Source organism: Paenibacillus cymbidii (genome assembly GCF_004764705.1).
Classification (GTDB): Bacteria; Bacillota; Bacilli; order Paenibacillales; family NBRC-103111; genus Paenibacillus_AN; species Paenibacillus_AN cymbidii.
On the sequence record NZ_SHLX01000013.1, the window covers coordinates 14,993 to 38,304 of the forward strand.

21 protein-coding genes are annotated in these 23,312 nt (G+C 57.4%); 2 read left to right on the forward strand and 19 right to left on the reverse strand.

Annotated elements, in window-relative coordinates:
- Positions 1–93: 93 nt before the first annotated feature.
- From EXY20_RS18440 to EXY20_RS18460, 5 genes are all read right to left on the reverse strand, one after another.
- Positions 94–1,095 carry a LacI family DNA-binding transcriptional regulator gene (locus EXY20_RS18440; protein ID WP_135553581.1) on the reverse strand — a complete coding sequence of 334 codons (1,002 nt, stop codon included), beginning with the start codon at positions 1,093–1,095 and terminating at the stop codon, positions 94–96.
- A gap of 387 nt (positions 1,096–1,482) precedes the next feature.
- Positions 1,483–2,391 (reverse strand): ADP-ribosylglycohydrolase family protein, encoded by a 909-nt coding sequence (locus EXY20_RS18445; protein ID WP_207671292.1) that lies wholly within the window; start codon positions 2,389–2,391, stop codon positions 1,483–1,485.
- Positions 2,392–2,829: 438 nt separating this feature from the next.
- Positions 2,830–4,284: a nicotinate phosphoribosyltransferase gene (locus tag EXY20_RS18450; RefSeq protein ID WP_135553582.1), complete on the reverse strand. Its 1,455-nt coding sequence runs from the start codon at positions 4,282–4,284 to the stop codon at positions 2,830–2,832.
- The gene (locus tag EXY20_RS18455) at positions 4,277–4,837 is read right to left on the reverse strand and encodes a cysteine hydrolase family protein (protein WP_135553583.1); all 561 of its coding nucleotides are present in this window, start codon (positions 4,835–4,837) and stop codon (positions 4,277–4,279) included. The genes EXY20_RS18450 and EXY20_RS18455 overlap by 8 nt, the downstream gene beginning before the upstream one ends.
- A gap of 61 nt (positions 4,838–4,898) precedes the next feature.
- Positions 4,899–5,672: an NUDIX hydrolase gene (locus tag EXY20_RS18460; RefSeq protein WP_135553584.1), complete on the reverse strand. Its 774-nt coding sequence runs from the start codon at positions 5,670–5,672 to the stop codon at positions 4,899–4,901.
- A 151-nt stretch (positions 5,673–5,823) separates the two neighbouring features.
- Between EXY20_RS18460 and EXY20_RS18465 the strand changes: the two genes are divergently transcribed.
- Complete coding sequence (locus EXY20_RS18465; RefSeq protein WP_135553585.1) at positions 5,824–6,267, forward strand: DUF4395 domain-containing protein; 444 nt, start codon at positions 5,824–5,826, stop codon at positions 6,265–6,267.
- Between the two features lie 84 nt (positions 6,268–6,351).
- Here EXY20_RS18465 and EXY20_RS18470 read toward each other — a convergent pair whose 3' ends face one another.
- The 5 genes from EXY20_RS18470 to EXY20_RS18490 all read right to left on the reverse strand — a co-directional run bounded on the left by EXY20_RS18470 (position 6,352) and on the right by EXY20_RS18490 (position 13,003).
- Positions 6,352–7,554, reverse strand: a complete 1,203-nt coding sequence (locus tag EXY20_RS18470) for an oxalate decarboxylase family bicupin (RefSeq protein WP_135553733.1) — start codon at positions 7,552–7,554, stop codon at positions 6,352–6,354.
- 378 nt (positions 7,555–7,932) lie between these two features.
- A complete protein-coding gene (locus EXY20_RS18475) occupies positions 7,933–9,072 on the reverse strand; it encodes a response regulator (protein ID WP_135553586.1) in 1,140 nt (379 codons plus the stop codon).
- Complete coding sequence (locus EXY20_RS18480; protein ID WP_167859349.1) at positions 9,069–10,883, reverse strand: sensor histidine kinase; 1,815 nt, start codon at positions 10,881–10,883, stop codon at positions 9,069–9,071. Before EXY20_RS18480 ends, EXY20_RS18475 begins: the two co-directional genes overlap by 4 nt.
- A 333-nt stretch (positions 10,884–11,216) precedes the next feature.
- Positions 11,217–11,735 (reverse strand): DinB family protein, encoded by a 519-nt coding sequence (locus tag EXY20_RS18485; protein WP_135553734.1) that lies wholly within the window; start codon positions 11,733–11,735, stop codon positions 11,217–11,219.
- Between the two features lie 122 nt (positions 11,736–11,857).
- A complete protein-coding gene (locus EXY20_RS18490) occupies positions 11,858–13,003 on the reverse strand; it encodes a stalk domain-containing protein (RefSeq protein ID WP_135553588.1) in 1,146 nt (381 codons plus the stop codon).
- Positions 13,004–13,383: 380 nt separating this feature from the next.
- On the opposite strand from EXY20_RS18490, the gene EXY20_RS18495 reads away from it, so the two are divergent.
- Complete coding sequence (locus tag EXY20_RS18495) at positions 13,384–14,028, forward strand: SGNH/GDSL hydrolase family protein (protein ID WP_135553589.1); 645 nt, start codon at positions 13,384–13,386, stop codon at positions 14,026–14,028.
- Here the strand turns inward: EXY20_RS18495 and lpdA are convergent.
- From lpdA to EXY20_RS18540, 9 genes are all read right to left on the reverse strand, one after another.
- Positions 14,007–15,395 carry a dihydrolipoyl dehydrogenase gene (gene lpdA, locus EXY20_RS18500; RefSeq protein ID WP_167859350.1) on the reverse strand — a complete coding sequence of 463 codons (1,389 nt, stop codon included), beginning with the start codon at positions 15,393–15,395 and terminating at the stop codon, positions 14,007–14,009. The genes EXY20_RS18495 and lpdA overlap by 22 nt on opposite strands.
- A gap of 72 nt (positions 15,396–15,467) precedes the next feature.
- Positions 15,468–16,787 carry a (Fe-S)-binding protein gene (locus EXY20_RS18505; RefSeq protein WP_135553591.1) on the reverse strand — a complete coding sequence of 440 codons (1,320 nt, stop codon included), beginning with the start codon at positions 16,785–16,787 and terminating at the stop codon, positions 15,468–15,470.
- 1 nt (position 16,788) lies between these two features.
- A complete protein-coding gene (locus EXY20_RS18510; protein WP_135553735.1) occupies positions 16,789–18,192 on the reverse strand; it encodes an FAD-binding oxidoreductase in 1,404 nt (467 codons plus the stop codon).
- 21 nt (positions 18,193–18,213) lie between these two features.
- Complete coding sequence (locus EXY20_RS18515) at positions 18,214–19,041, reverse strand: SDR family NAD(P)-dependent oxidoreductase (RefSeq protein WP_167859351.1); 828 nt, start codon at positions 19,039–19,041, stop codon at positions 18,214–18,216.
- 33 nt (positions 19,042–19,074) lie between these two features.
- Positions 19,075–20,082: an SGNH/GDSL hydrolase family protein gene (locus EXY20_RS18520; RefSeq protein WP_135553593.1), complete on the reverse strand. Its 1,008-nt coding sequence runs from the start codon at positions 20,080–20,082 to the stop codon at positions 19,075–19,077.
- A complete protein-coding gene (locus tag EXY20_RS18525; RefSeq protein ID WP_135553594.1) occupies positions 20,079–21,527 on the reverse strand; it encodes an NAD-dependent malic enzyme in 1,449 nt (482 codons plus the stop codon). Before EXY20_RS18525 ends, EXY20_RS18520 begins: the two co-directional genes overlap by 4 nt.
- A 71-nt stretch (positions 21,528–21,598) precedes the next feature.
- The gene (locus EXY20_RS18530; RefSeq protein ID WP_135553595.1) at positions 21,599–21,901 is read right to left on the reverse strand and encodes a DUF4387 domain-containing protein; all 303 of its coding nucleotides are present in this window, start codon (positions 21,899–21,901) and stop codon (positions 21,599–21,601) included.
- A 22-nt stretch (positions 21,902–21,923) separates the two neighbouring features.
- Positions 21,924–22,505: a hypothetical protein gene (locus EXY20_RS18535; protein ID WP_135553596.1), complete on the reverse strand. Its 582-nt coding sequence runs from the start codon at positions 22,503–22,505 to the stop codon at positions 21,924–21,926.
- Positions 22,448–23,296 (reverse strand): acyclic terpene utilization AtuA family protein, encoded by an 849-nt coding sequence (locus EXY20_RS18540; RefSeq protein WP_135553597.1) that lies wholly within the window; start codon positions 23,294–23,296, stop codon positions 22,448–22,450. Before EXY20_RS18540 ends, EXY20_RS18535 begins: the two co-directional genes overlap by 58 nt.
- Between the last annotated feature and the right edge of the window lie 16 nt (positions 23,297–23,312).

Below are 23,312 nucleotides of genomic sequence, written 5' to 3' on the forward strand. Positions count from 1 at the left end.
AAAAATACGCTTAAACTACGCAAAAACCGACTGAAACGCGCCGAAGCTCTGCCCAAACGTGCGCGCCAGCTCACTCCCACCATTCGCCGGCGATTACGGCGACGATTCCCCCGATCGCAGCGACGGCGTCAGCAAAACGTGCGCAATATCGTCGCTCCTCCCGTTCAACAGCCGGGCCAGCACCAGTTCGGCGGCTTTGCGCCCGATTGCGAGCGGCGCCTGGCTGACGGCAGTTACCGTCGGCGTAATCAAATTCCAGTTGTACTCGAGCTCGCCGAACGACACGACGGCCCAATCCTCCGGGATGCGGATGCCTTTGTCGCGGCTTGCGCTTAAAATGCCCGCCGTCATGTTATTGTTGGCGGAAATGATCGCCGTAGGCCGCTCCGCCAACCGGGAGAACGCCTCCACCGCTTCCCGCCCGCCGTCGAAGGCGAATCGCCCCAAGTACTCCCGTTCCGGCGGGAGGTCGAGCCCGCGTTGCGCCATCGCTTTTGCGATGCCGTCACAGCGAAGCTGGCCATGGATGCTGTTCAGGTCGCCGTGCACGATGCCGATGCGCCGATGGCCGCGCTCGGCCAAATGACCCACGAGCAGCTCCATGCCGAGCATGTTGTTGTCGGCGACGCTATCGGCGGACAACGAGGGCACCGGCCGGTCGACCAGCACGACAGGGATACCGGACTCGATCAGGGCGCGAATATCCTCGTTGACTTTGCCCGTCGTGCACACGATGATGCCGTCGACTCGCTTCTCGTGCAGCATCCGCAAATTTTGCCGCTCGATCGCCGGATCTTCCCTCGTCGAGCTGATGAGCAACTGGTAACCGCGGTCATACGTCACGTCCTCGATTCCTTTGGCCAGCGACATCTGGAACGGGTTCGTGATGTCCGCAAGCAGCACGGCGATCGTGCGCGTGCTCGCCGACTTCAGGCTTCGCGCCACCGCATTCGGCAAGTAGTGCAGCTCCCGCACCGCTTCCCACACTTTCTCCTGCAGTTCGGCACGCACATTGCCTTCCCCGTTGACGACCTTGGACGCCGTCCCGATGGAGACGCCCGCCAGCTTCGCCACGTCCTTCAACGTCGGTTTCATTCGCTTGCTCCGCTCCCCCGTCTTCCTTGCCCTTGCCATTGCCACTGTGAAAATATATTCCGCTTAATCAAAATGAAACGTTTCATCGCAAGTATAGCCGCGCACAGCAATCGGTGTCAACGGCGATTTTGCACCAACGCTCGCGTACATCGAGTCCGCCGACACTTACCCGTTGCCGCTCCTTCACTCCCCGCGCAGCGCCGCCTTCGCACGCCCCCGCTCGCGAACGTCAGTCCGCCTCTGCTTACCCGCCGACTCCTCCTTCACTCCCCACGCAACGCCGCCTATGGTTCGCCCGACTCCACTCGCGCACGTCAGTCCGCCCGCTTACCCGCCGTCGTCCCACCACTCCCCGCGCAGTGCCGCCTATCGCTCGCCCGCCTCCGCTTACCCGCCGACGCCCCCGCGTTCTTCGTGCAGCATCGCCAAGCGGTCGCTGACGTCGGCCAGCTTCTCCCTCAACAAAATGCGACTGCGATAGCGCTCCGGGATGCCCGCGTAGCCGCAGTGCACGCCGGCAAGGCCTCCGGCGATTGCGGCGATCGTATCCGAGTCGCCGCCCAGGTTCGCCGCGCGCTGAACGACTTCCTCGAACGTCGCCGAAGTCAGCAGCAGGTGCACCACCCAGCGGAACGTATGGACCACGAAGCCGCTCGGCTCGCAGTTCGGCTCTGCCGTCGCATCCAGTTCACCGGCATAAGCGCTGCCGGCAATTTCCGCGCGGATCGCCTCCCGCAGCCCGGCGCCTCCGATCAGCAGCCGGTGCGCGATTCGATTGTACAACACGCAGGCCTCATCGCAGCGCCCGTCATAGTGGGTCATGCGCGACTGCATCCGCGACACGCGCTCGACATCCGACAGCCGCGGATATGCGAGCGCCGCCGGCAAACAACGCATAAGCGAGCCGTTGCCGGCGCTTTGCCCGAGGTCGAGGTCTGCAAGCAGCGCCGCCTCGAACCAATTCCCCTCATATTGACTCAACACCCGCCGAATAATGTTGCCGACATCTTTCGGCTGCGTGCGATACCAAGCGAGGAACCGCTCCCCGATCGCCATCGCCGGATCGTCCGGCGCGGCCAAAATCCCTTCCGCCACCCCCAGCGTCATCATCGTATCGTCGGTCACCTCGCCCGGGGCAAGCTGCCACACGCCTCCACCCGCGATGTCGGTCAAATAACCGTGCACCCGCTTGACTTCGGCGCGCGTCATAAACTCTGTCGTCCCGCCAAGCGCATCCCCGATCGCGACGCCGAACAGCCCGCCTTTGATCCTATCGTGCATCGACAACATTTCCATAACCGCTCTCCCCTGTGTCGTGATGGCATTCCAACCGCCGAACCGCCGTCAGCCCCCCAATATTGTCAGGTTAAGTGCCTGCCACTTGACCTAATTGGTGGTTCCGCTAGATAGGAGACAAGAGTCACCACGGATGCAGGCTCGACTTTACGAACGCTAACCGTACCTCGTCGTTCGACAGTGATAAAATAAGCCACAAAAAATGGCTTATCTCCTCCATTTTCGTCCCTCTAGTCAGAAATAGCCAGTGAAAACACTGGTTATTTGGGCCAAACTGCCCCAATCCGGGCAAATTGACGCGAATAGCCAGCGAAATCACTGGCTATTTCGTGGCAACTGCCCCTTTCCGACCCAATAGGCCATAAAACATGGCCTATTTCGCCATGCCCCTTCGGCAGGCGTGACAGACGCAAACCTCACACCCGTCAAACACGCCCCTCACGGCTGCGGCCGATACTTCTGGATCAGATCCATCTTCAGCTGCCATGCCGCGGCGCTCAGGTTGACCCGGTACGCTTCCGGGTTCAACTTGCGCAAGTACTGCGGCCAGAACAGCCCCAGCTGCTCCCGGTGATAGCTGCGGATCGCGTCCAGCCCGGGCAGTTCGTACACCAGCTCCCCCGCCTCGACAATCGGCCGCAGCAGCGGAATGGCGTCGTAACGCTCAATCTCTTTGAAAATATACGGGTGCACCGGATCGAACAGCTTCAGCTTGTCGCCGCGCGCCACCACGTCTTCGTCTTTCAGCGCGATATAGTCGCCTTCCGCCTTGCCGGTATCCCGGCTCACCATCCGGTACACGTCCTTGAAGCCGGGCGTCGATACTTTCTCCGGGTTGCCGGAAATTTTGATCACCGGCTCCCAGCCGCCGTCCTTCTCGCGGGCCACCAGCTTGTAAACGCCGCCGAGCGCCGGCTGGTCGCCGCCGGTAATGAGCTGCGTGCCGACTCCCCACGTATCGATGCGCGCTCTTTGCCCTTTCAGATTAAAAATAATGTTTTCGTCCAAATCGTTCGACGCCACAATCTTCACGTACGGCAGCCCCGCTTCGTCCAGCTGCCGCCGGGCTTGCTGCGACAAGTAGGCGAGGTCTCCACTGTCGAGCCGGATCGCGTTCATCCGCTTGCCTTGGCGCTCCAGCAGATGCCCGATGCGGATCGCGTTCGGCACCCCGCTGCGCAGCGTATCGTACGTGTCCACCAGCAGCGTGACCTGGTCCGGCAGCGCTTCGGCGTAGCGGCGGAACGCTTCCTCCTCGTTCTCATGTCCCTGTACCCAGGCGTGAGCATGCGTGCCCTTCGTCGGGATGCCGAACAGCATGCCCGCACGCATATTGCTCGTGGCGTCGAACCCGGCGATGTACGCCGCCCGCGCGCCCCATACCGCAGCGTCCGCTTCCTGCGCCCGACGCGTGCCGAACTCGAGCAGGATGTCGTCGCCGGCGACTTGTTTGATCCGCGATGCTTTGGTGGCGATCAGCGTCTGGAAGTTGACGAAATTGAGCAGCGCCGTTTCGATCAACTGCGCTTCAAACACCCGCGCCTCGACGCGAACGAGCGGCTCGTTCGGGAATACAACCGTGCCTTCCGGGACGGCGCGGATCGCACCGGTAAACCGAAACCGCCGCAGCTCCTCGTAAAACGCTTCGCGATACCCTTCTTCCTGCGTGCGCAAATAGGCGATTTCTGCTTCGCCGAACCGCAGTTCGCGAATATAGCGCACCAGCCGCTCCAAACCGGCGAACACCGCATACCCGTTGCCGAACGGCAGCTTGCGAAAATACACCTCGAACACCGCCCGGTCGTTCAGCGTGCCGTGCACCCAATGCGCGTACATCATGTTGATCTGATATTTGTCCGTATGCAGCGTCAGGTTGCCCTCGTTTTCATTCATCGTCCCCGCCCCCTTGTCCGATGGCGACTTCCGCCCCCAGCGTCCCGCGAAAATGCTGCAGCGCCCACTCGTGGCCGGCCGGGTTGAACGAAGCGACCGCATCCCCGTGCACGACGATCTTGTAGCCTTTATTGTAGGCGTCGACCGCCGTGTGCAGCACGCAAATGTCCGTGCACACCCCGACCAGGTGCAGCTCGTCAATGCCTCGCATCCGCAGCTGAAGCTCAAGGTCCGTACCGGCAAAAGCGCTGTATCGCGTTTTGTCCATCCAATAAATGTTGTCGCGATGATTGTCGTAGGCGGCTTCCAGCTTGCCGTACAGCCGGCGCCCTTCGGTTCCCCACAGGTTGTGCGGCGGAAACAGCTTGTATTCGGGGTGCAGCACATCGTCCTCCTGGTGAAGATCGACCGCCATCACCGTCAAGTCGCCCCGCCCGGCAAACAGCTCCGTCAACTCCGCAATCCGGTCCTCGATATCGATCGCCGGCTGCCCGCATGGCAGCTTGCCAACCACAAAATCAACCGTATAATCGATCACAATCAACGCTTTCATGAACAAGCACCGCCCTTCAAATTGTCATTATGACATTATCGACAGCTGCGCGTAAGCGGCTTTACCCGTAAATCGATAGCGCAGGCGCATAATCCGTAAACCGGTACAATTGGGCCGCCCGCTGGGAATATCGGTTCGACAGCTTCGGTTCGCCGTCGCGGTCCTTCACTTCTTCGATGATGCCCTGGCGGCTGCGCGTGGACGTAATTTTGCGGATAAAATTCGATTCGGCGAACGACGGCACAACGGCCTGAATCACTTGATAAAGTTCGCCGATTGTAAATTCCTCCGGCAAAAACTCTTTCGCAATCGTCGTCGTCATCATCTTCCGGCGAATTTGCTCCAGCGCGTCGGCGATGATTTCGCGGTGATCGAACGCAAGCTCCATCCGCAGCGCCTCGTCGACCGGGAACAGCCGGACGTCCGCGGCATCGTCGGCCGCCCGCCGCTCGGCCAAATATTGCTCGTGCACCAGCGCGACAAAAGCATGGGATATGATCCAGCCCCGCGGGTCGCGCCCCGGCGTACTGTATGCGCTGAAGTACTCGATGTGGACGTCGCCGACGCCCGTTTCCTCCTCCAGCTCGCGCTTCGCGCTCTCCAGCAGCGTTTCCGACTCCTTGGAAAAGCCGCCCGGCAGCGCCCATCGCCCGGCGAACGGCCAGCTTTTGCGCTGAATGAGCAGCACTTCCAGCCGCCGTTCGGGCAGAGACTTCATCGCCGTCTTGCGCGCCGTGGACGTAATCGTAAACATGACGATGTCGGCCGGCGCTCCGTCGGGCGTACGGTAGCGGCTCGGCGAATAGTTCGTTTCGGCTGGCCCTTGTTCCGTCATGACGATCCACCTCGCGGTTTGTATTTTATATATGTCATTATGACATTATAAAACCAATTGTCAAGCCGGAAATATGCCGATAATCCCTACCCATTAACTCAGTTTTGGTGTATAATGAGGGCAACCTTATCGAGAATCGGAGGTTTTTCGAATGAGCCAGTCTTTGCAAGCTTCCGCCTACGAATGCGTCGAAGAAGTGCCGCTGCACCGTGTCCGCGGCAACCAGCTCGGCATTCTGCTGAGCGTCGTCGCCACCGTGCTGACCGGGCAAGTGTGGATCTTGTTCCTGCCTTTGGCGGTGCAGCTCATCAGCCGAACGTACGGCGTCAAATATAACTTGTTCGTCCGCCTGCTGGCGCCGCTGTTCCCGGCCAGCGCCCGCACCGAAAGCCGCGAGCTGCTCCGGTTCAACAATTTGCTGGCGATTGTGTTCCTGGTCGTGACGATCGCCGCGTACTATCTCGGCAGCACCGTCGTCGCCGTCATCAGCCTGAGCATGCTGACGATCGCCGTCGTGCTGGCGCTCAGCGGCTTCTGCCTCGGCTGCTTCCTGTATTTCCAATACAAGCAGTTTGTCGCAAAAAGACTGCGTTAATGCAGGACGGGGGATCCCGTCCTTTTTTATTGACATGGCTGTCGCGAAAAAGAGCCAGCGGAATCGCCGGCTCTTTTTTATGGGCTATTTTGGCAGGAATCCCTCGCCGCTCTTGTAAGTGAAACCCGGGTACGAGACAACGGGCCACTTCTCTTTGCGCAGCGCATCCGTCAACTCCGCACCCACGTGCAGATTGTCCTGCACCAGTTGAATCGGCGTCAGCGCCATCCACTGGTTGAGCGATACGTCCTGGAACCGGTCGCTCTTGAACATTTCCAGAAACCAGAGCGTCTGCGTGCCCGTGTTCTGGATATAGTGCCCGAACGCAAACGGCACGTAACCGACGTCGCCGGCCCGGTAATCGAACGTCCGCGCCGCGCCGTTGCCGGCGAACACGGTCATCCGCCCCTGCCCGGTCAAATAGTACTGCCACTCGTCGTTGTTCGGATGCCAGTGCATTTCGCGCATGGCGCCGGGTTTGATTTCAACCAGCGCCGCCGCAACCGTCTTCGACACGGGGAAGTTGGTCGAATCGACGATGCGCACGCTGCCGCCGGGCGTCACGAGGGGCGGCTGCGCCAGCAGCTTGTGCGTGAAGCTCTGCGGCACGGCGCCGTACGGCGACTCGATCCGCTGGCTCTCCAGCGAACCGGGGACGGCGTCCTGGAAAATATATACCTGCTCGGGCGGAATCGTACGAAACGCCGATTCGGGCACGCCGAAGTTGGCGGACAACACGTCCGGCGGCGTATGGGCAAACCAGTCGGATATCGACAGCGTGTTCAAATCGGAGAAGCCGCCGTCGTCAAACACGAGCAGAAACTCGCAGCCGTCCGCCAACCCCTGAATCGAGTGCGGAATGCCCGGCGGAAAATACCACAGATCACCCGGTCCCACATCGGCGATAAAATTGCGTCCATTCTGGTCGACCGCCGTAATGCGCGCGTGGCCGACCAGCATATACGACCATTCCGCCTGCTGGTGCCAATGCAGCTCACGCACGCCGCCGGGCGTCAGGCTCATGTTGACGCCGGCCATCGTCGTGGCGATCGGCAGCTCGCGCCGGGTGACTTCCCGCGACCATCCGCCCTGATTGAGCTGCATATGCGCGTCCGAAAACGAAAATTTCAAATTCGGCACCAGTCCCGCATCGGTCGCCGGAGGAACGAACATGTCCGGATTTTCGCGGTCCCGCATGATGTCGCGCGGCCCGAGATCGATCCCGCCCGCCCCGTCGCTGCTGCGGATCGGCTGGGGAATCGACGCAGGCGCGGACGGCTGCAGCATCTGCCGCGTCTGCTGCGGCTGGTTGCGCACCGGCTTATCCAATCGGTTCACCTCATCTTATGGTTCGGATAATTCAGCGTATTCCCCCAAAGCGACCGTTATACCGCCTTTTCCCGGCTGTCGGGAGCAGCCGGAACAACCGGCCGGCGAAGCGGAAACTCCGCCGCCGCCGCGCTGCAAGCGCACGACCACAACGCAAAAAACCGCAAACCCTTGCGGTGGGGAGGGCCTCTTTTAAAATAGGCCATGAAAAATGGCTTATACGCCCAATTTGGCGCGGTTCGCCAAAAATAGCCAGCGAAATCGCTGGCTATTTCTTCGCTGCCGCTTCTAAATGACAACAATTCTCATTCAGTTTCACTATAGTGGACGGGGGCCTTATTTCCCCACGGCCATCCCCGCCACCAGGGAATCGTAAAACAGCGCCAACTCCTGCTCCGGGCGAATGCCGAGCTCTCGGCCGAGCAGGCGGGCATAATCCGTGTATTGGGCGGTCAGCGCCTTTTTGTCGCGGGATGCCGCGTGAACCCGCATCAACAGGCGCACGGTCGACTCGTCCAGCGGATTGCGCGCGTGCAGCTTGACCAGCAGCTTCGACGCGGCCGCCGGCTCGGAGCGGTCCAGCAAGGTTTCCGCCAGCCGGGTCACGAACGACTCGTACCGCTCGGCGAGCCGCTCGGTTTCGTGGACCGCCCACACGTACGCCCGGTTGCCGAACAAGTCTCCCGTGTACATCCGTTCTACCCGCAGCGCCTCGTCGATCCGCTCCGGTCCGATCGTCTGCAGCTTCGCCGTCGCTTGTTCGAACGCCGCCGCGTCGACGGAAGCTTCGCCCAGCTCCAGCGCATACCCGCCGCTCTCCGAACGGACGGCGTCGTTCAGCCGCAACGGCTCCAGCGATTGGCGCAGCTGCTGGGCAGCGGCGTTCAGGCCGGACACCGCGCTCCCTTCGGCCATCCCGGCGAAAATGTCGGCGACGAGCCGCGAACGGGGCACGCGTTTGCCGCGATGCAGCAGCAGGTAGGCGAACAGTTCGGCGCTTTTGCGCGATATCCATTTCACGCGGCCCGCCTCGTTGCCCACGGCCACATCGCCCAGCACCGTCACCGCGAGCCGCCCCCCGCCCGCGTTTGCCGGTTGCGGCTCCTGCCACTCCCGCCTGCTTGCGATCGCCCGGTTGACGGCCCGCTCCAGCCGCTCCTGCGACACCGGCTTGACCAAATAGTCCAGCACGGACAATTCGTACGCCTTCACCGCAAATTCCTTATGCGAAGTAACGAAAATGATTTGCATCGGAAGCCCCTTCGCTTCCATCCGGGCGGCGAACGACAAGCCGCTTTCGCGCGGCATGGAAATGTCGACGAAAGCGAGCTGCACGTCGCCGTTTCCGTCCAGAAACGCCGATGCCGTCTGCGTATCCGCGAACACGCCCGCCACCTGCACCTCCGGCAGCTTTTCCAGCATTTTGCGCATAATCAGATGCATGGCCGGTTCGTCGTCAATCACGATCACATTCATCGTCCGTCCCCCCTTTCTTCGTCGATCCCGTTCCCGACCGCCGCCGGTTCGCCGGACGAACCGGGCAATGTAAAAGCGAATGTCGTCCCGCTCCCCGGCACGCTATCGAACCACAGTCTGCCGCCGCTCAGACGCACGAATTCGCGGGTGAGCACGAGTCCGAACCGCGTTTTGCCCGCTTCGTCGCCCATGCCCGGCAGCTTCAGGAACGGTTCCTCCTGCCGCAGCAGCTCCGCCGTTTCCCCATCGATGCCGGTTCCGCTGTCGCTTACCGTGATGCGAACCGCATCACCTTCCCGGGCGGCGCCGACTTCGATCGTACCGTCGAAATCGGTAAACTTGATCGCATTGGACAACAAATTGCGCAGGATCAGATCCAGCATCTCCTTGTCGGCGGTCACCATGATTGCCCCGTCGACCTGCTCGCTCATCCGGATCCGCTTCATCCCGGCCTTCGCTCCCGTCAGCGACAGCGCCTGCCGAACGACCTGCCGCAAATTCCAGGCAAGCGGCCGGAAGTCGACGTTCCCGCTCTGGCTGCGATACCAGTCGAGCAAATTGTCGACCAGATGAAACGTGCTGTGCGCCTGGTCGCGGATTTCCCGCACAAGCACCGCATGTTCGGTTTCGGCGGCAGCCAGCTCGTCCCCGAGCAGCTCGGTCAGGTTGACCACCAGCGCGATCGGATCGCGGATATCGTGGGCCACGACCGTAAACAGCTTGTCCTTGAACGCGTTCAGCTCGGACAGCAGGCGGGCGTTCTCGCGCAGCCGCGCTTCGTTCTCCTTGAGCTCCGTGATGTCGCTCAGCGTCAACAGCTTGCCGATCGGGCTGTTCCGCGCCTCAAAAATGAACGAAAGACTGCATGCATAATGCAGCGTCCGCCCCCTGTCGGTTTGCTGGAACGGGAACCGATCGCCTTGGTCCACACCGGCGCCGATTCGTTCGAGCAGCCCGGGATAAGCCTTCAGCACGTCCCAGGCGTGGGCCGGGTACCGCTTCGTCGCGCCGAGCTCGGGAAGTACGCGTTCGGCCGCATGGTTGTAAGCGACGATCTGCGCCTCGTGATCGAACAGCACGACGCCGTCGCGTATCGTATCGAACACTTGCGCCTGCGCCAGCGGCGTCAGGCGGAGCAGGTGGAAGCGATAGATGCCCCACATGTAGGCGGCGCCGGTCACGGCGAATCCGAACGGCGTCAAATCGACCTCGAAGCCGAACCAGAGGAAGTTGTTCAGCAAAAACGGCGCCAACGCGCCTACGACGAGCACAGCGATCTGCTTGCGCACGATCGGCAGGGAGCGCCAGTACATCGGGACAAACAGCAGCATGCCGAACAGCAGCGCCGCGTAATTGTAGATGATGTGCACCGCATAGCCCGGCCCCTTGACCGTCGTGTACAAAGGGAACGAGCCGTCGACGTTTGCGATGAAGCGCCTGTACATCAGATGATGCCAATCGTTGGTAAGCTGGAGGCAAAAGATTGCGACAGGAACGGCGAACAGCGCTACCGCCAGCGATTTCCGCAGCCGCTCCGCCGCCCCGGTGAACTGAATGACCAGGAGGAGCCACAGCGTCACGATAAAGGGAATGCCTACATATTCAATTTGCAGCGATAGCTTGAAGCCGCGCAAACTGTTGCTCAATATTTCGAACGCATAGCCCACCGTATAAAACGACGCCGCCAGCATGATCAGAATCATCGTCCGGGCGACGACCAGGTGGCGTTTGCGGTAGGAAAGATAAGCGATGAGCAGCATCAGCGCCGCCGCAACAAACAGCATAATCGCCATTAAAGGCCGGATGTCCATCAGCATGGCTCCTATACAACGTTAAAAAACCATGCCAAATTTATTCGCGAAACAGGTGGCACTATCCTGCCGGTTGCTCCCCCCGGTTCGCGGCACATTATGAAAGGGCTGGCGTTTCGAAATAAGCCCGGTTTCATGGGCTATTTCATTAAAAATGGACGGTCATGAAGAAATAGCCAGTGATTTCACTGGCTATTCGCTAAAAAAAGCCGGTTTGGAGACGATTTGTCCAAAATAGCCAGCGTTTTCACTGGCTATTCCCGATCCGGCGGGCCCATATCCGCCAATAGGCCATTTTTTATGGCCTATTGGCGAGGCAGTGCGCTGCAGAGGTCACGTTCTGCGTAAAATGCCGAGGAAAGCCGACCACGGCCCCACATCTTCGCGATATCGTTCCGCCATGACCCGCATGATTTGGCTCATGTGCGTCAAGTCGTGCACGGCCCATGTAGACAGCAGCTCGCGCACCTTCACCGTGCCGAACGACGGGTGCTGCCCGGTCCTGTCGAAATCCCGCTCCGGGTCGACGAGTTCCCGCACGGCAGCGATATTGCGCGTCCGGATCGCCCGGAACTCCTCCAGCATCGTTTCCAGCGGCCGTTCGGCTTGGCTCAAGTGAGCAAAACGGTCAAAGGGCGGCAGCGGCTTGACTTCACCATCGCCGAGCATGGAAACGAGGCGCGGCAGCCAGTTCGTGTGTTCGCTCTCAATAAGGTGTCCGACCACTTCGGGAGCGTTCCATGTTCCTTCGCCTTCCCGGCATTGCAGCCAGCCGGCGGACAAACCGGCCAGCATCGCTTCCAGCGCGCGCGGCGTACGCTCCAGTATTTCGAGCGCTTCCTCCAGCTTCATGTTCGGCACGGGGTACCCCTCCTCCGGCTAACGCCGGGTTCGATTCAATGCCTCCATTGTAGCACAAACAGGCTGCTCCGGACGGCCGAAGCCGACGCGGAACAGCCTGTGGAAGGGTTGATTTAACGTCTCGGGAAAAATCCGACGAACGCTTTCGTCTGGAAATCGAAAGCGACCGTCAGCGGCCCGAGCAGCGGATCCTGATCGGTCTGGTACGTGACGGTGACGAGATTGCCGCCCGCAGCCCGAATGTCCGCCAGCAGCTGCTTCTGCTCGTCCGAAGCCGCCATTACGCCGGAGCCTTCCGCCCGCTCGATTTGCACGACCGCTTCTTCCGGCTTAATAGTCACGTGCGACGTTTGCTCGCCGATTTGCGCCCAAGCCAGATCGCGGTATTCCTGCGCCGCTTCCGGCGTCATCTTGCCCGCAGGACCTTGCTCGTCTTGCCCGTCAGGCAGCACAACGAGATAAAACAGCGGGCTTTGCGGCGGGATGCTCTTGGTTGCGATCGGGCCATAATACGCGCGCACTTTGGCGCCGGCTTTCAGGTCCTCCCACGCGACCGACTCGCCTTGAGGCGTCAGCACGCTCGTCTCCTTGCCGGCGTTCAGCGTCAATGTCGGCACGGCCGCACCGTCGCGGACTTCACCGAAGCGAACCTGCCAGCCGTCGCCCGTCTTTTCGACCGACTGGATGACATCCTCTTTCACCAGCCGCTGAGCGCTGACCGTAACGCGCGCCGCATGCGATTGCCCCGGGAAGCTCATCGCCATCACCGGCCCGTATTCGGCGTAAATTTGCGTGCCGGCTTTCAAGTCGGCGGCCGCTACGGCGTTGCCGGCTTCATCGGCGATCGTCGTTTTATCGTCGACGTAGAGGATAACCCAGGCGCCCGCGCCTTTGCCGAGCAGCTCGATGCGCAGCGACCCGTTGTCCATCGGCGTCACGCCCACGATTACACCGGTGCCGCGCATGTAATCGGCCGCTTCCTCCTGCGATATCTTGTTCAAGCCGATCTCCTTGCTTGCGTCGTTGTATGTCACTTCATACCCCATATCGCCGGCAGCGGCCCGTACGGGAACGTAGGCCACGCCGTCAATGTAGACGGGAACCAGATCGGTCGGCTGACCGTTGACGACGACTTTCACTTCCTTGTGCCAAATGCCGGTCACTTTGTCGACGAGGTCCGTCGCCCCCGCCGTTAACGAGGCGCCAAGCAGTCCCGCCGCGGTCATAAGTACGATTAGCTTCTTCTTATGTTTGATCATGTTGTCTCCTCCATCGTGTATCGGATTGTGTGCCGCCCGGCCGCTGGCGCACCCTTGTTTGTCAACGTTGACGACCTCTCAGACGGGCACCGCTCGCAAAAGGTTGCAGACAACGCAGCGATTGCGCCAATAGTCCCGATCTGTTCCGATTACCGCTCTAACGGTTTCGGGTGAGCTTATTTGCTCATTTCGGCCGATAAAGCGCTATACAAACCCGTTCATCCGGTCACGATTCGGTGCGGGGGACCGCTCATTTTGTGCAGACCGACAACGACAACGTAAATTTTGCCGCTTGCGCCGGGGGACTCCCGTCCACACCTCCTGCGCGCGCGGGCCATATAATACCGGAAGGACAAGATGCGGAGGCTGGTGATCGCCAAATGATTTATACCGCTGTCGGGGATTCGATTACGTTCGGGGAAAGCGCCTCCTCGCGGAAACGCGCTTATCCCGGTTTGGCGCTGGCTGCGCTGCGTGCGGGGGAACGGAAAGCGAGCGGCATCGTCCTGGCCCGGCCGGGCTGGTCCAGCACGGATCTGCTGCGCGCGCTGCATGGACGGGAATCGTCCGCCGTCCGGCAAGCCGACGTGGTGACCGTATGGATCGGCGGAGTCGATCTGATCCGCGCGGCGCTGCTGCCGCTGCAAAACGGACAACCGGCCGCCGCCGGTCCGGCCATGGCCCGCTTCAAGCGCCGGTTGCGCGCCATTCTGGTTCGCATCCGGCGCATCAGCCGCGCCCGGATCGTTTGCTGCACGCAGTACAATCCGTTCCCGCACACGCCACTCGCCGGCGAATGGATACGCCTCTTGAATCGGGCGATTCAAGAGGTCGCTTCCGCTTGCGGGGCCCGTGTGGCACCCGTCCACAAGTGGTTCGCGGGCAAGGAAGCCGCGCTGATCGCCGGTTACCGGCACGGAACCGTCGCGGACGCCTATCGCGGATCGCTGCCGATCCATCCGAACGACCGCGGCCATCGCGCGATCGCCAAGGGACTGGTCGCTTATTTGCTGCCCGTTGCGTAATGGATCATTTGTCCATGAATACCGAGGGCCGCCTCATGAAGCACTTCTATCATCGTGGGATGCGGGTGAATCGTGGCTGCCAGTTGTTCGGAGGTGAGTCCCATCTTTATGGCAAGAACACCCTCCTGAATCAAATCGGTCGCGTGCGATCCAATCATATGTACCCCGATGATGACATGATCCTGCTTTCTGGCAATCATTTTCACCAAGCCCTCGGGTTCTCCCATGACAAGCGCTTTGCCATTGGCGGCAAAGGGGAATTTGCTTACTGCAATATCGATCCCGCGCTCCTTTGCAGCTTGCTCGGTCAATCCCACCATGGCGATTTCGGGAAGGGAGAATATACAAGCGGGAACGGCCTCGTATGGCAGTCGTTCACACTCGCCAAACATGTGGTCGACCGCAACTAGAGCTTCATGCGATGCGACATGGGCAAGCATGATGCCGCCGGTTACGTCGCCCGCCGCATAAATAGCTTCCGAGCTGGTTTGCATACAAGCATCCACGGCGATGCCCCGTTTGGTATCATACCGAATGCCTTGCTCATCCAGATTCAAGCCTCCGAATTCCGGCGATCTGCCTGTTGCCAGCAGCACATGAGTCGCCGAAACGGTTTTGGGTTCCACTCTGACGACAAAGTCGACCATCAACGGGCTTGCCCCCCGGATCGCACCAACTTTTGCCGAAGTGTACAAGTCAATCCCTTTTCGTTTCAGCATACCGGCCAAACGTTTGCTTATTTCTTCGTCCATCTCGGGCAAAATACGTTCCGACATTTCAATAACCGCTACTTTGGTGCCGAATGCGGCAAAAATACTGGCGAATTCGATCCCGATAACACCGCCGCCAATAATGGCAATCGAGGCCGGCAAGCGGCTCAATTCCAATATGGAATTGCTGTTCAGAACATTAGGCAGACTGGCTCCCGGGAGCGAGATCTCTGCCGCCTTCGATCCCGTGGCAATCAAAATATAACTGGCCTGCAATACTAATCCATTAATCAGCACTTCCCGATTTCCGATTAATTCCGCTGTTCCATGATAAACCTCAATTTTGTTCGCTTGCATCAATTGCTGAATCCCTTTGCCGAGCGCGGCGGCAACCTCGGACTTCCTCGCCATGACCCGCTGAAAGTCCAGTTCGATCTGCCCGACTTGAATCCCGAAGTGAGCAAGCTGTTGCAACTGACTGAATAAATACGCTGTCCGATGCATGGCTTTCGTAGGAATACAGCCCCAATTCAGGCACGTGCCTCCCAGCTTTTCCCGTTCGATCAGCGCAACCTTCTTGCCGTACCGGGCTGCCCGAATCGCCGCGACATACCCCGCCGGACCGCCGCCAATCACGATTAAATCATAGGAAGCCATATGCAAATTCTCCTTTTGTTGAATAGCCTCTCGGCATTGGTCGATATCGGCTGGACGCAGCCGCATCGCTCTTCATTTGTCCAAGCCGCATGCCTCGGCCAAAATCTCGACAAGATGCAACGCTCGAACACGACCTGTGTCTCCTCGCCGATCGATTCCGATTCGCAGCTGCAGCAAACAACCCGGGTTTCCCGTTACAATGGCAGTTGCCTTTGTGTTATCGGCCTTCACCATCTTCTCGTCCAATATCTTCATCGACTCTGCAAAATGAACCAGGTTGTATATCCCGCCGGAAGCGCAACAGCTTGCGCTGTCCTCCATTTCGACGAAGCTTGCCCCCGGTATCGACTGCAGCAGCAATCGTGGCGCCTGATGAACACGCTGGACATTTCGCAAGTGACAGGAATCCTGGTAGGTAATCGAACCGCCACTCCATTTTTTCGCAAACGGAAGGGGGCCTAACTCAACCAGAATTTCGCTTATATCCTTCGATTTACCGGAGAACTCCTTTGCTCGTTGAGCCCAGGCCTCATCTTTGGCGAGCAAATGATCATATTCGCGCAGCATGGCACCGCAGCCGCCCGCATTATTGACATACCAGCTTGACCCCGACTGTTCAAACGCCGCAATATTGGCTTTGGCCAGCGTCCGGGCATCTTCCAGCCTCCCCTGATGCGAATGCAGGGCGCCACAGCAATTTTGCCGCTCGGGAATAATGACTTCACATCCGACGGATGTCAGCAGTTCGATCGTCAGACGATTCGTCTTGTTCATCAAGGCATCCATTATGCAACCGGCAAAAAAGGAAACGCTCATTTTCTTCTTGCCTTTCGCCGGAACGACCTTCCCCCGCTTTGTGCGGCGAATCGGCCTCTCCACGCGGGGAAGCACCCTTTCAAATTGAGCCAATCTGGCGGAAATTTTAGGTAATACTCCCGTGCTTCGAACGAAACGGTCCAGTCCGAATGTTTGATACAACCATACGGCGTTCCCTGCCAATCTTAATCGCCGCGGGTAAGGAAATATTTTGTTTAGCGCCCATCTCTCTATTCGATCCCCCGAATGGAAATCTCGTTTTTCAGCTTTATCCGCATGAATAGCCTCTTTCGCAGCTTCCAGAATATGGCCGTACGGCACATTGACCGGGCATGCCGGCTCACAGGCTCTGCACCCCAGGCACAGATCGATAGGCTTCGCCAGATCTTCCGCAAGGTTTATTTTGCCCTCTGCAGCCAACCTGACCAGATTGATTCTTCCCCGCGGAGAAGCGGATTCCACACCCATAGACGCATAGGTCGGACAGGCCGGCAGGCAATATCCGCACTGAATACACATGTTTGTAGCATCGTATGCCAGTTTGGACCGTTTGTCTGATCCGTCTGACAAGCTCATATCAAGTTAGCACCACCTTGGTTTGAGATGGCTGGGGAAATATTTTTCCCGGGTTTAAAATATGGTTCGGATCCCATGCTTGCTTGATTTGCTTCATCATGGCCAAGCATTCCTTGCCGAGCTCCATCTCCATATAGGGCGCTTTGAGCAGTCCGATTCCATGCTCCCCAGAAAGCGTACCGCCGAGTGCAACGGCGGCTTCGAATATTTCGCTTACCGCATCCTCCACCCGCTTCATTTCATCGAGATTGCGCTTGTCGGCAATAATGTTGGGATGGAGATTTCCGTCTCCGGCATGACCGAACACGACAAGATTCAATTGGTATTTCTGGCGGATTTGTTTTAATTTATCCATCATGGCTGGAATCTGATCGCGGGGGACCGTCGCATCCTCGGAAATTTTGGTCGGCCCCATTTGAGCGATCGCAGGGGAAACCATTTTTCTGGCCTTCCAGATTTCATCCTGCTCGCTTTTATTCGCCGCTACTTTTACTACCATCGCCTGCTGCGCTAAACAAATCTCCTCGCATTTCCGAATCTCATCATCCACTGCCGCAGGATGGCCGTCCACTTCAATAATCAGAATCGCTTCCGCATCCAATGGCAACCCGCTCGGCTGATAGTTCTCAACTGCCCGGATACAGTACTCATCCATGATTTCCAGGGCAGCCGGTAAAACTCCCGCTGACAGAATTTTCGTAATGGCATGACCGGAATCGATGAATCGGTTAAAGGCGGCAAGCAGCGTTTTTTTCGCCTGAGGTTTGGGAATTAACCGTATAATCGCTTCGGTTACGATTCCCAGTGTTCCTTCCGAGCCAACAATGAGACGAGTCAAATCATAACCCGTCACATTTTTTACCGTTTTCCCCCCTGTTCGAATGAGTTCGCCAGTAGGAGTAACCACCTCTAACCCGATCACGTATTCCTTCGTTGTTCCATATTTTAATCCTTTGGGCCCGCTTGCATTTTCCAGCAGATTTCCGCCAATGGTGCACACGTTTGAACTGCTTGGATCCGGCGGGTAAAATAGCCCGACTTCTTCCGCTTTTCTATGGATGTCGCCTGTAATGACGCCAGGGGAAACAATGGCCAATAAATTCTCGCGATCGATCACCAGCTTCTTGTTTAAACGCGACATGTCCACTACCATGCCGCCTTCCACCGGAAGCGGCCCCCCGCTCAATGATGTCGCCGCCCCCCTTGGATAGACGGGAAACCGATATTTATTCGCCAGCTTGACAAGCCCGCAGATTTCTTCGGCATTCTTGGGTTGAATAACAATCTCCGGTAAATATTCGCCGAATGAAGCGTCGAAACTATAGGAATAACGATCCGCCAAATCAAGCAGCATCCGTTCCCGGGGTATGAACGTTTCGATCTCATGAAGAATATGACGCTCCATTGATTCCATCCCTCGTTTCCTTTATTTCTTTTCCATCGTCGACCAAGGGATCATCGGCATTTTCGGGCCTTCGCCAATTTCATAGCCTCCTGTTGCAAGAATTTCAGTACCGGTAATAAAGCTGGCCCATTCGCTGGCAAGAAATAGCACCACCGTGGCTATTTCTTCCGGGAAGCCGCCACGGCCCAACCATTGCAGCGTTTCGGAGTAAGCCCGGAATGCTTCCGGGTCTTCCTGGCGGCTTGCCGTAAGCTCGAACATCTCCGTACGGATATGGCCGGGCTTGACTTCATTGACGCGTACGCCGTGTCTGGCTTCATCCACAGCAAGCGCTTTGGTCATGGTAGTAATGGCGCCCTTGGTTGCGCAATAGCCGGCAGATCCCTCATTTCCTGTTGTGCCGAGCACGCTGCCTATGTTGACGATATTGCCTTTCGAGGTCCGCAAATAGGGCAAAGCATACTTGCAGCCTGCATAGTAGGCTGTCAAATTTGTCGCAAGCACAGCATTAAAATCATCGATTGAAATCTCGTCCACCGGAAGCTGCTCCGGAAAATAACCCGCGCAGTTCACCAAGACATCAATTCGTCCATATTGAGCAACTGTAAAGTCGATCAACGCCTTCACATTCTCATGTTTGGAAACATCGCACGCAAAAAATATACAGCTGCCTGCCCCTCTTTCCGTCCAAGTCCTGGCCAGTTGTTCACCCAACTCCTTGCTTCGCGCCGCCGCAACAACATGAACGCCCGCATAACAAAAAGCTTCGGCGCACGCCTTGCCAATTCCCATGGAAGCCCCTGTAATGATGGCTACTTTACCCTTCATTCCTGCTTCGATTGATCGCAAACGAAGAACCTCCTCCATTAAACATTTTGCGCGTTACTCCTTCTTCAGCGCAGCAAAGGCGGCGGTTTGCAGCAGGTTCTCCGCCATGATTCGATATCCCTCGGCATCGGGATGAAGCTGATCTGGCAAATAATCGGCATATTGCGGACCAAGCATATCCAATCCGTCTACATAATGCAGGTGGCGATCGCCCGCGGAGATCAAAACGGCAACGGCTTCGCGAATTTCTTCTCTCATTCTGACCAGGGACAAGCCCGCGCTGCTGTCCGTGGTTTCCCTTGTGGGCGAATAAATCGGCGACAGCGCGAACAGCGGCGTATGCGGATGCTTTTCGCGAATGATGCAAATCATCCCGATCACGGCCGAACGAAACGTGCGTATGCTTAAGCTGCCCCTGTTATACACATTAATTCCCATGCAAAGCGAGATGACGTCGGCGGGCAAATCGCGGATAAGTCTCGCCACCATCGGCTCCAGATGGCATTGGCCGCCGAATCCCAGGTTGGTCAAATCCCAGCCCAGTCTTCTTGCGACAATAGCCGGCCAGGTCAGCGCCGGGCTGGCGGCCGCACTGCATTGCGATATGGAACTGCCATACGTGACCCACTTCGGCCTACGCTGCGGCATGGGAGACACGAATGACCCATTATCCGCTAACAAGGACTGCAGCGTAACGGGCACTTTTTGCGGCAGGTAAATTTCCAATTGCTTCGGACCGGCGGGAAGCGCGACCAACAAGCGCTCTTCCCCTGCAGGAAGTATAGCGCTGGTATATATATCCTGACCCAGGACAAAATCAAACTGCCTTTCCTGTTCGAATGCCTGCACCTTCAATCCAATTCGCGCGGAGTCGGTTTCGACGGAAATTCTTACACCGGAAGGCAAGGACGCCCTCTGCATTAACACGGGATCATACAAGGTAAACTTGTCATAAGGCAAGCGCCACGGCTGAATGCCGCGCTCCGAATGCTCCAATGAAACAGCGCCGCGAATCCAGCCGGATTCCATTTGAATCGTTTGCATCGGCAACTCCGTATTCATTCGCTCGTCCTCCTGTCGGCTATATACCGGTATTCATTGGGAATTTTCCTGGCCACCCCCGTTCTGATGGCTGCTTTAATCACAAGGTCGCGGATCGCTTTTACCACATGCTGGTTAAACACGCTGGGAACGATATAAAACTTGTTCCTTTCCTCGTCCGTTATCGATGAGGCAATCGCTTGTGCGGCGGCCAATTTCATTTCTTCATTGATTTCGGATGCCCGACAATCGAGTGCACCGCGAAAAATACCGGGAAAACACAACACATTGTTTATTTGATTGGGGTAATCGGATCGTCCCGTGGCCATTACGCCAACAATGTCTTCGACCTCTTCCGGACGAATTTCCGGCGTCGGGTTGGCCATGGCAAAGACGATCGGATTGTCTGCCATGCCCCGTATATCCTGTCGGCTTACAATCCCCCCCGAGGAAAGGCCAATGAATACATCCGCTCCGCGCAGCACCTCCTGCAACGAACCGGATTCCAGCTGAGGATTCGTATGCTCGGCATACCATTGCCAGATGCGATTCTCATAGTGCTTATTCGCACACAATGCACCTTCCCGGTCTACGCCGATAATATGCTTGATCCCTGCAGACAGCAAAATTTTGCTGCAAGCGACTCCAGCCGCTCCGATTCCGCAAACGACGACTTTGATTTCGTCAATGGACTTGCCTACAATTTGGAGCGCGTTGATTAACGCTGCATACACAACCACAGCCGTTCCATGCTGATCGTCATGAAAGACCGGAATATTCAGTTCTTCCTTGAGCCTTTGTTCAATCTCGAAACATCTCGGCGAGGATATATCCTCGAGGTTAATCCCTCCGAAGCCGGGAGCGATCGACTTGATCACGGTTATGATCTGTTCCGTATCGAGCGTATCCAGGCAGATCGGGACGGAATCCACATCGGCCAGTTGTTTGAAGAGCATGGACTTCCCTTCCATCACCGGCATGGCCGCATAAGGCCCAATGTTGCCAAGGCCCAACACGGCGCTGCCATCCGAGATCACAGCGACGGTATTTCGCTTGATGGTCAGCGAGTACGCTTTGTTGGGCGCTTCGTGTATAGCCATACAAACGCGGGCAACATCCGGCGTATACACCCGGGACAGGTCGTCCCGGTTTTGAATCGGCGTTTTGAGCTTGGTTTCTATTTTCCCGCCCAGGTGCAAAAGAAAGGTGCGATCCGATATATTGACAAGGGTTACCCCTTCGAGTTGGTTAATGGCGGTCGTAATGTTATGAATATCGCCGCTGTCCGATAGTTGTATGGTAATGTCGCGAACATTCAGATTGCGGCTGGTCTGGATCACATCCATCGCCACGATGTCACCCCCCGCTTCAAAGATCACGGCAGCGACACGGCCAAATTTAATCGCATTCGTATCGAATTCCAGTCTCAGAATGATGCTTTTACCGCCAAGCATGTTATTTTCCATGTTATCTCCCTATAATTAAGGAAGGAAGGCTGCTTCCAAGTCAGAGCCTTCCCTGCCATTTCATTGACGATTCAAATTTCCAAGTATACGAGCGGCGCGTGCTGCTGCCCGCCGAAGAGATCGTTGTCCAGCACGCCGCCGGAAACCGTCGAGCGGGGGAACGAAACTTTTAACGCATAGCAGTTGTCGCATTCGTACATTTCAATTTTCTCTTCCGCAACATGGTACACCTGCGAAAAGTAGCTCTTGGTAAGCTTTCCCGAACGCAACGCTTGCCGATAGAAAGCTTCGTTCTCAAACAAGATGTCAATCGTCAACATAAAGGGACCGGCATTTTTGGAGCGGATCAATTTGGCCAAATCGCATAAATACATCGAATCCACCTCATTTCTTCATTCATGATTGGATTTGGACATAGTGGATTCGAAACAACTCATTCGGATGCTCCACTTCAACAATGTGATTAATCGCAAACTCGTAGGTTGCCCCCATATCCGCGGAAGGCGGAGAGAACGGGTAGGCCGTATTGCTTATAAAACCGGTGTATTCCTTCACCGGATGATGCAATATGGTGTGCGATGCGATCGCCATAACAGCCGTTGACAATTCGGGCGTTTCGGCAATCACTTCGAAGAACAATCCGACTTCGTGGCCGATTTGGCCTTTATTCGGTTCGAGGTCGCCAAGCACGCCGGATTCCCCGTACACTCTATAGTTCAACAAATATTGGTCTTCGGAGAGGCCGACGCTTTCCTTCACTTTTCTGCGAATGGATGCCGCCGCCGCTGCAATATAGTCAGGAAGCTGCTTTAGTATAATCGGATCCCGAATCCCGGCGATCGATATTTTTTTGTAGCCTACCCGCCTTACGCCTTCCAATTTAATCGTATACGTATCGGAGTGGACATATTTGCTGCCGCTTACTTTAACGCCGCGTTCGCCATGCGGCTCATAAACGGCATCCGACGCGTCAAGCATGCCGGAAGGCTCGTAGAGATGAAACGGATCGGTATTTTGTACAGCATGTGGGAAACGACGCTTAATGGCGTACATCTCATCGCAGGATTGGGCGGTTCCACAATGAAGTGATCCGGGTACACCCAGGCAAAATGACAATCCGGATGCTGTCTGCGCTCGACGCTCGCAGCTCCGCATTCCAAAATTTTGGCTGCATGCCAGGTGGAGCCGGTATCCATCCCCTTCAGAATCGGCACTGCGGCGTATATGGACGTATCGCTGGATCTTCCCGCGATCACGACTTGCGCGCCGTTCTGCAACGCTTCGATGAATGGGTGAGGCCCCATAACGCCAACAATTTTGGTTAAATTCCGGATGCGCTCTTCCGACATTTCCGGCGCATTCTGCAACGGCCTCATCTTGTTGCCGCGAAAAAATTCGAGCACCTTCTCCTGGGATACTTCGGAGTAGATGTACGACAGCTTGAAGCTCAAGTTCTCCTCTGCAGCGATCTCCTTAACGATTTCAACCGTCCAGTCCACATGCGGATCGCCGCCGGCATTGCCCACGCTGCCGATGAGCAAAGGAACGTTGTGGGTGATTGCGCCTTTCAGCATAATCGTCAAATCCCGTTTGACCGCTTGCCTGGATGTATACGAAACGCCCGCTCCCAGGAAGTGGGGACCCGCATCGGTCGAACCGGCGTCGCAGCCGATCACATCAGGCTTCAGCGATAACGAATAATGGAATGTCTCTTCCTTGAATCCGGTACCCAGGATACCGGTTGCCGATAATATTTTAATAGGTTCCATATTCCCTCCAAGTTTC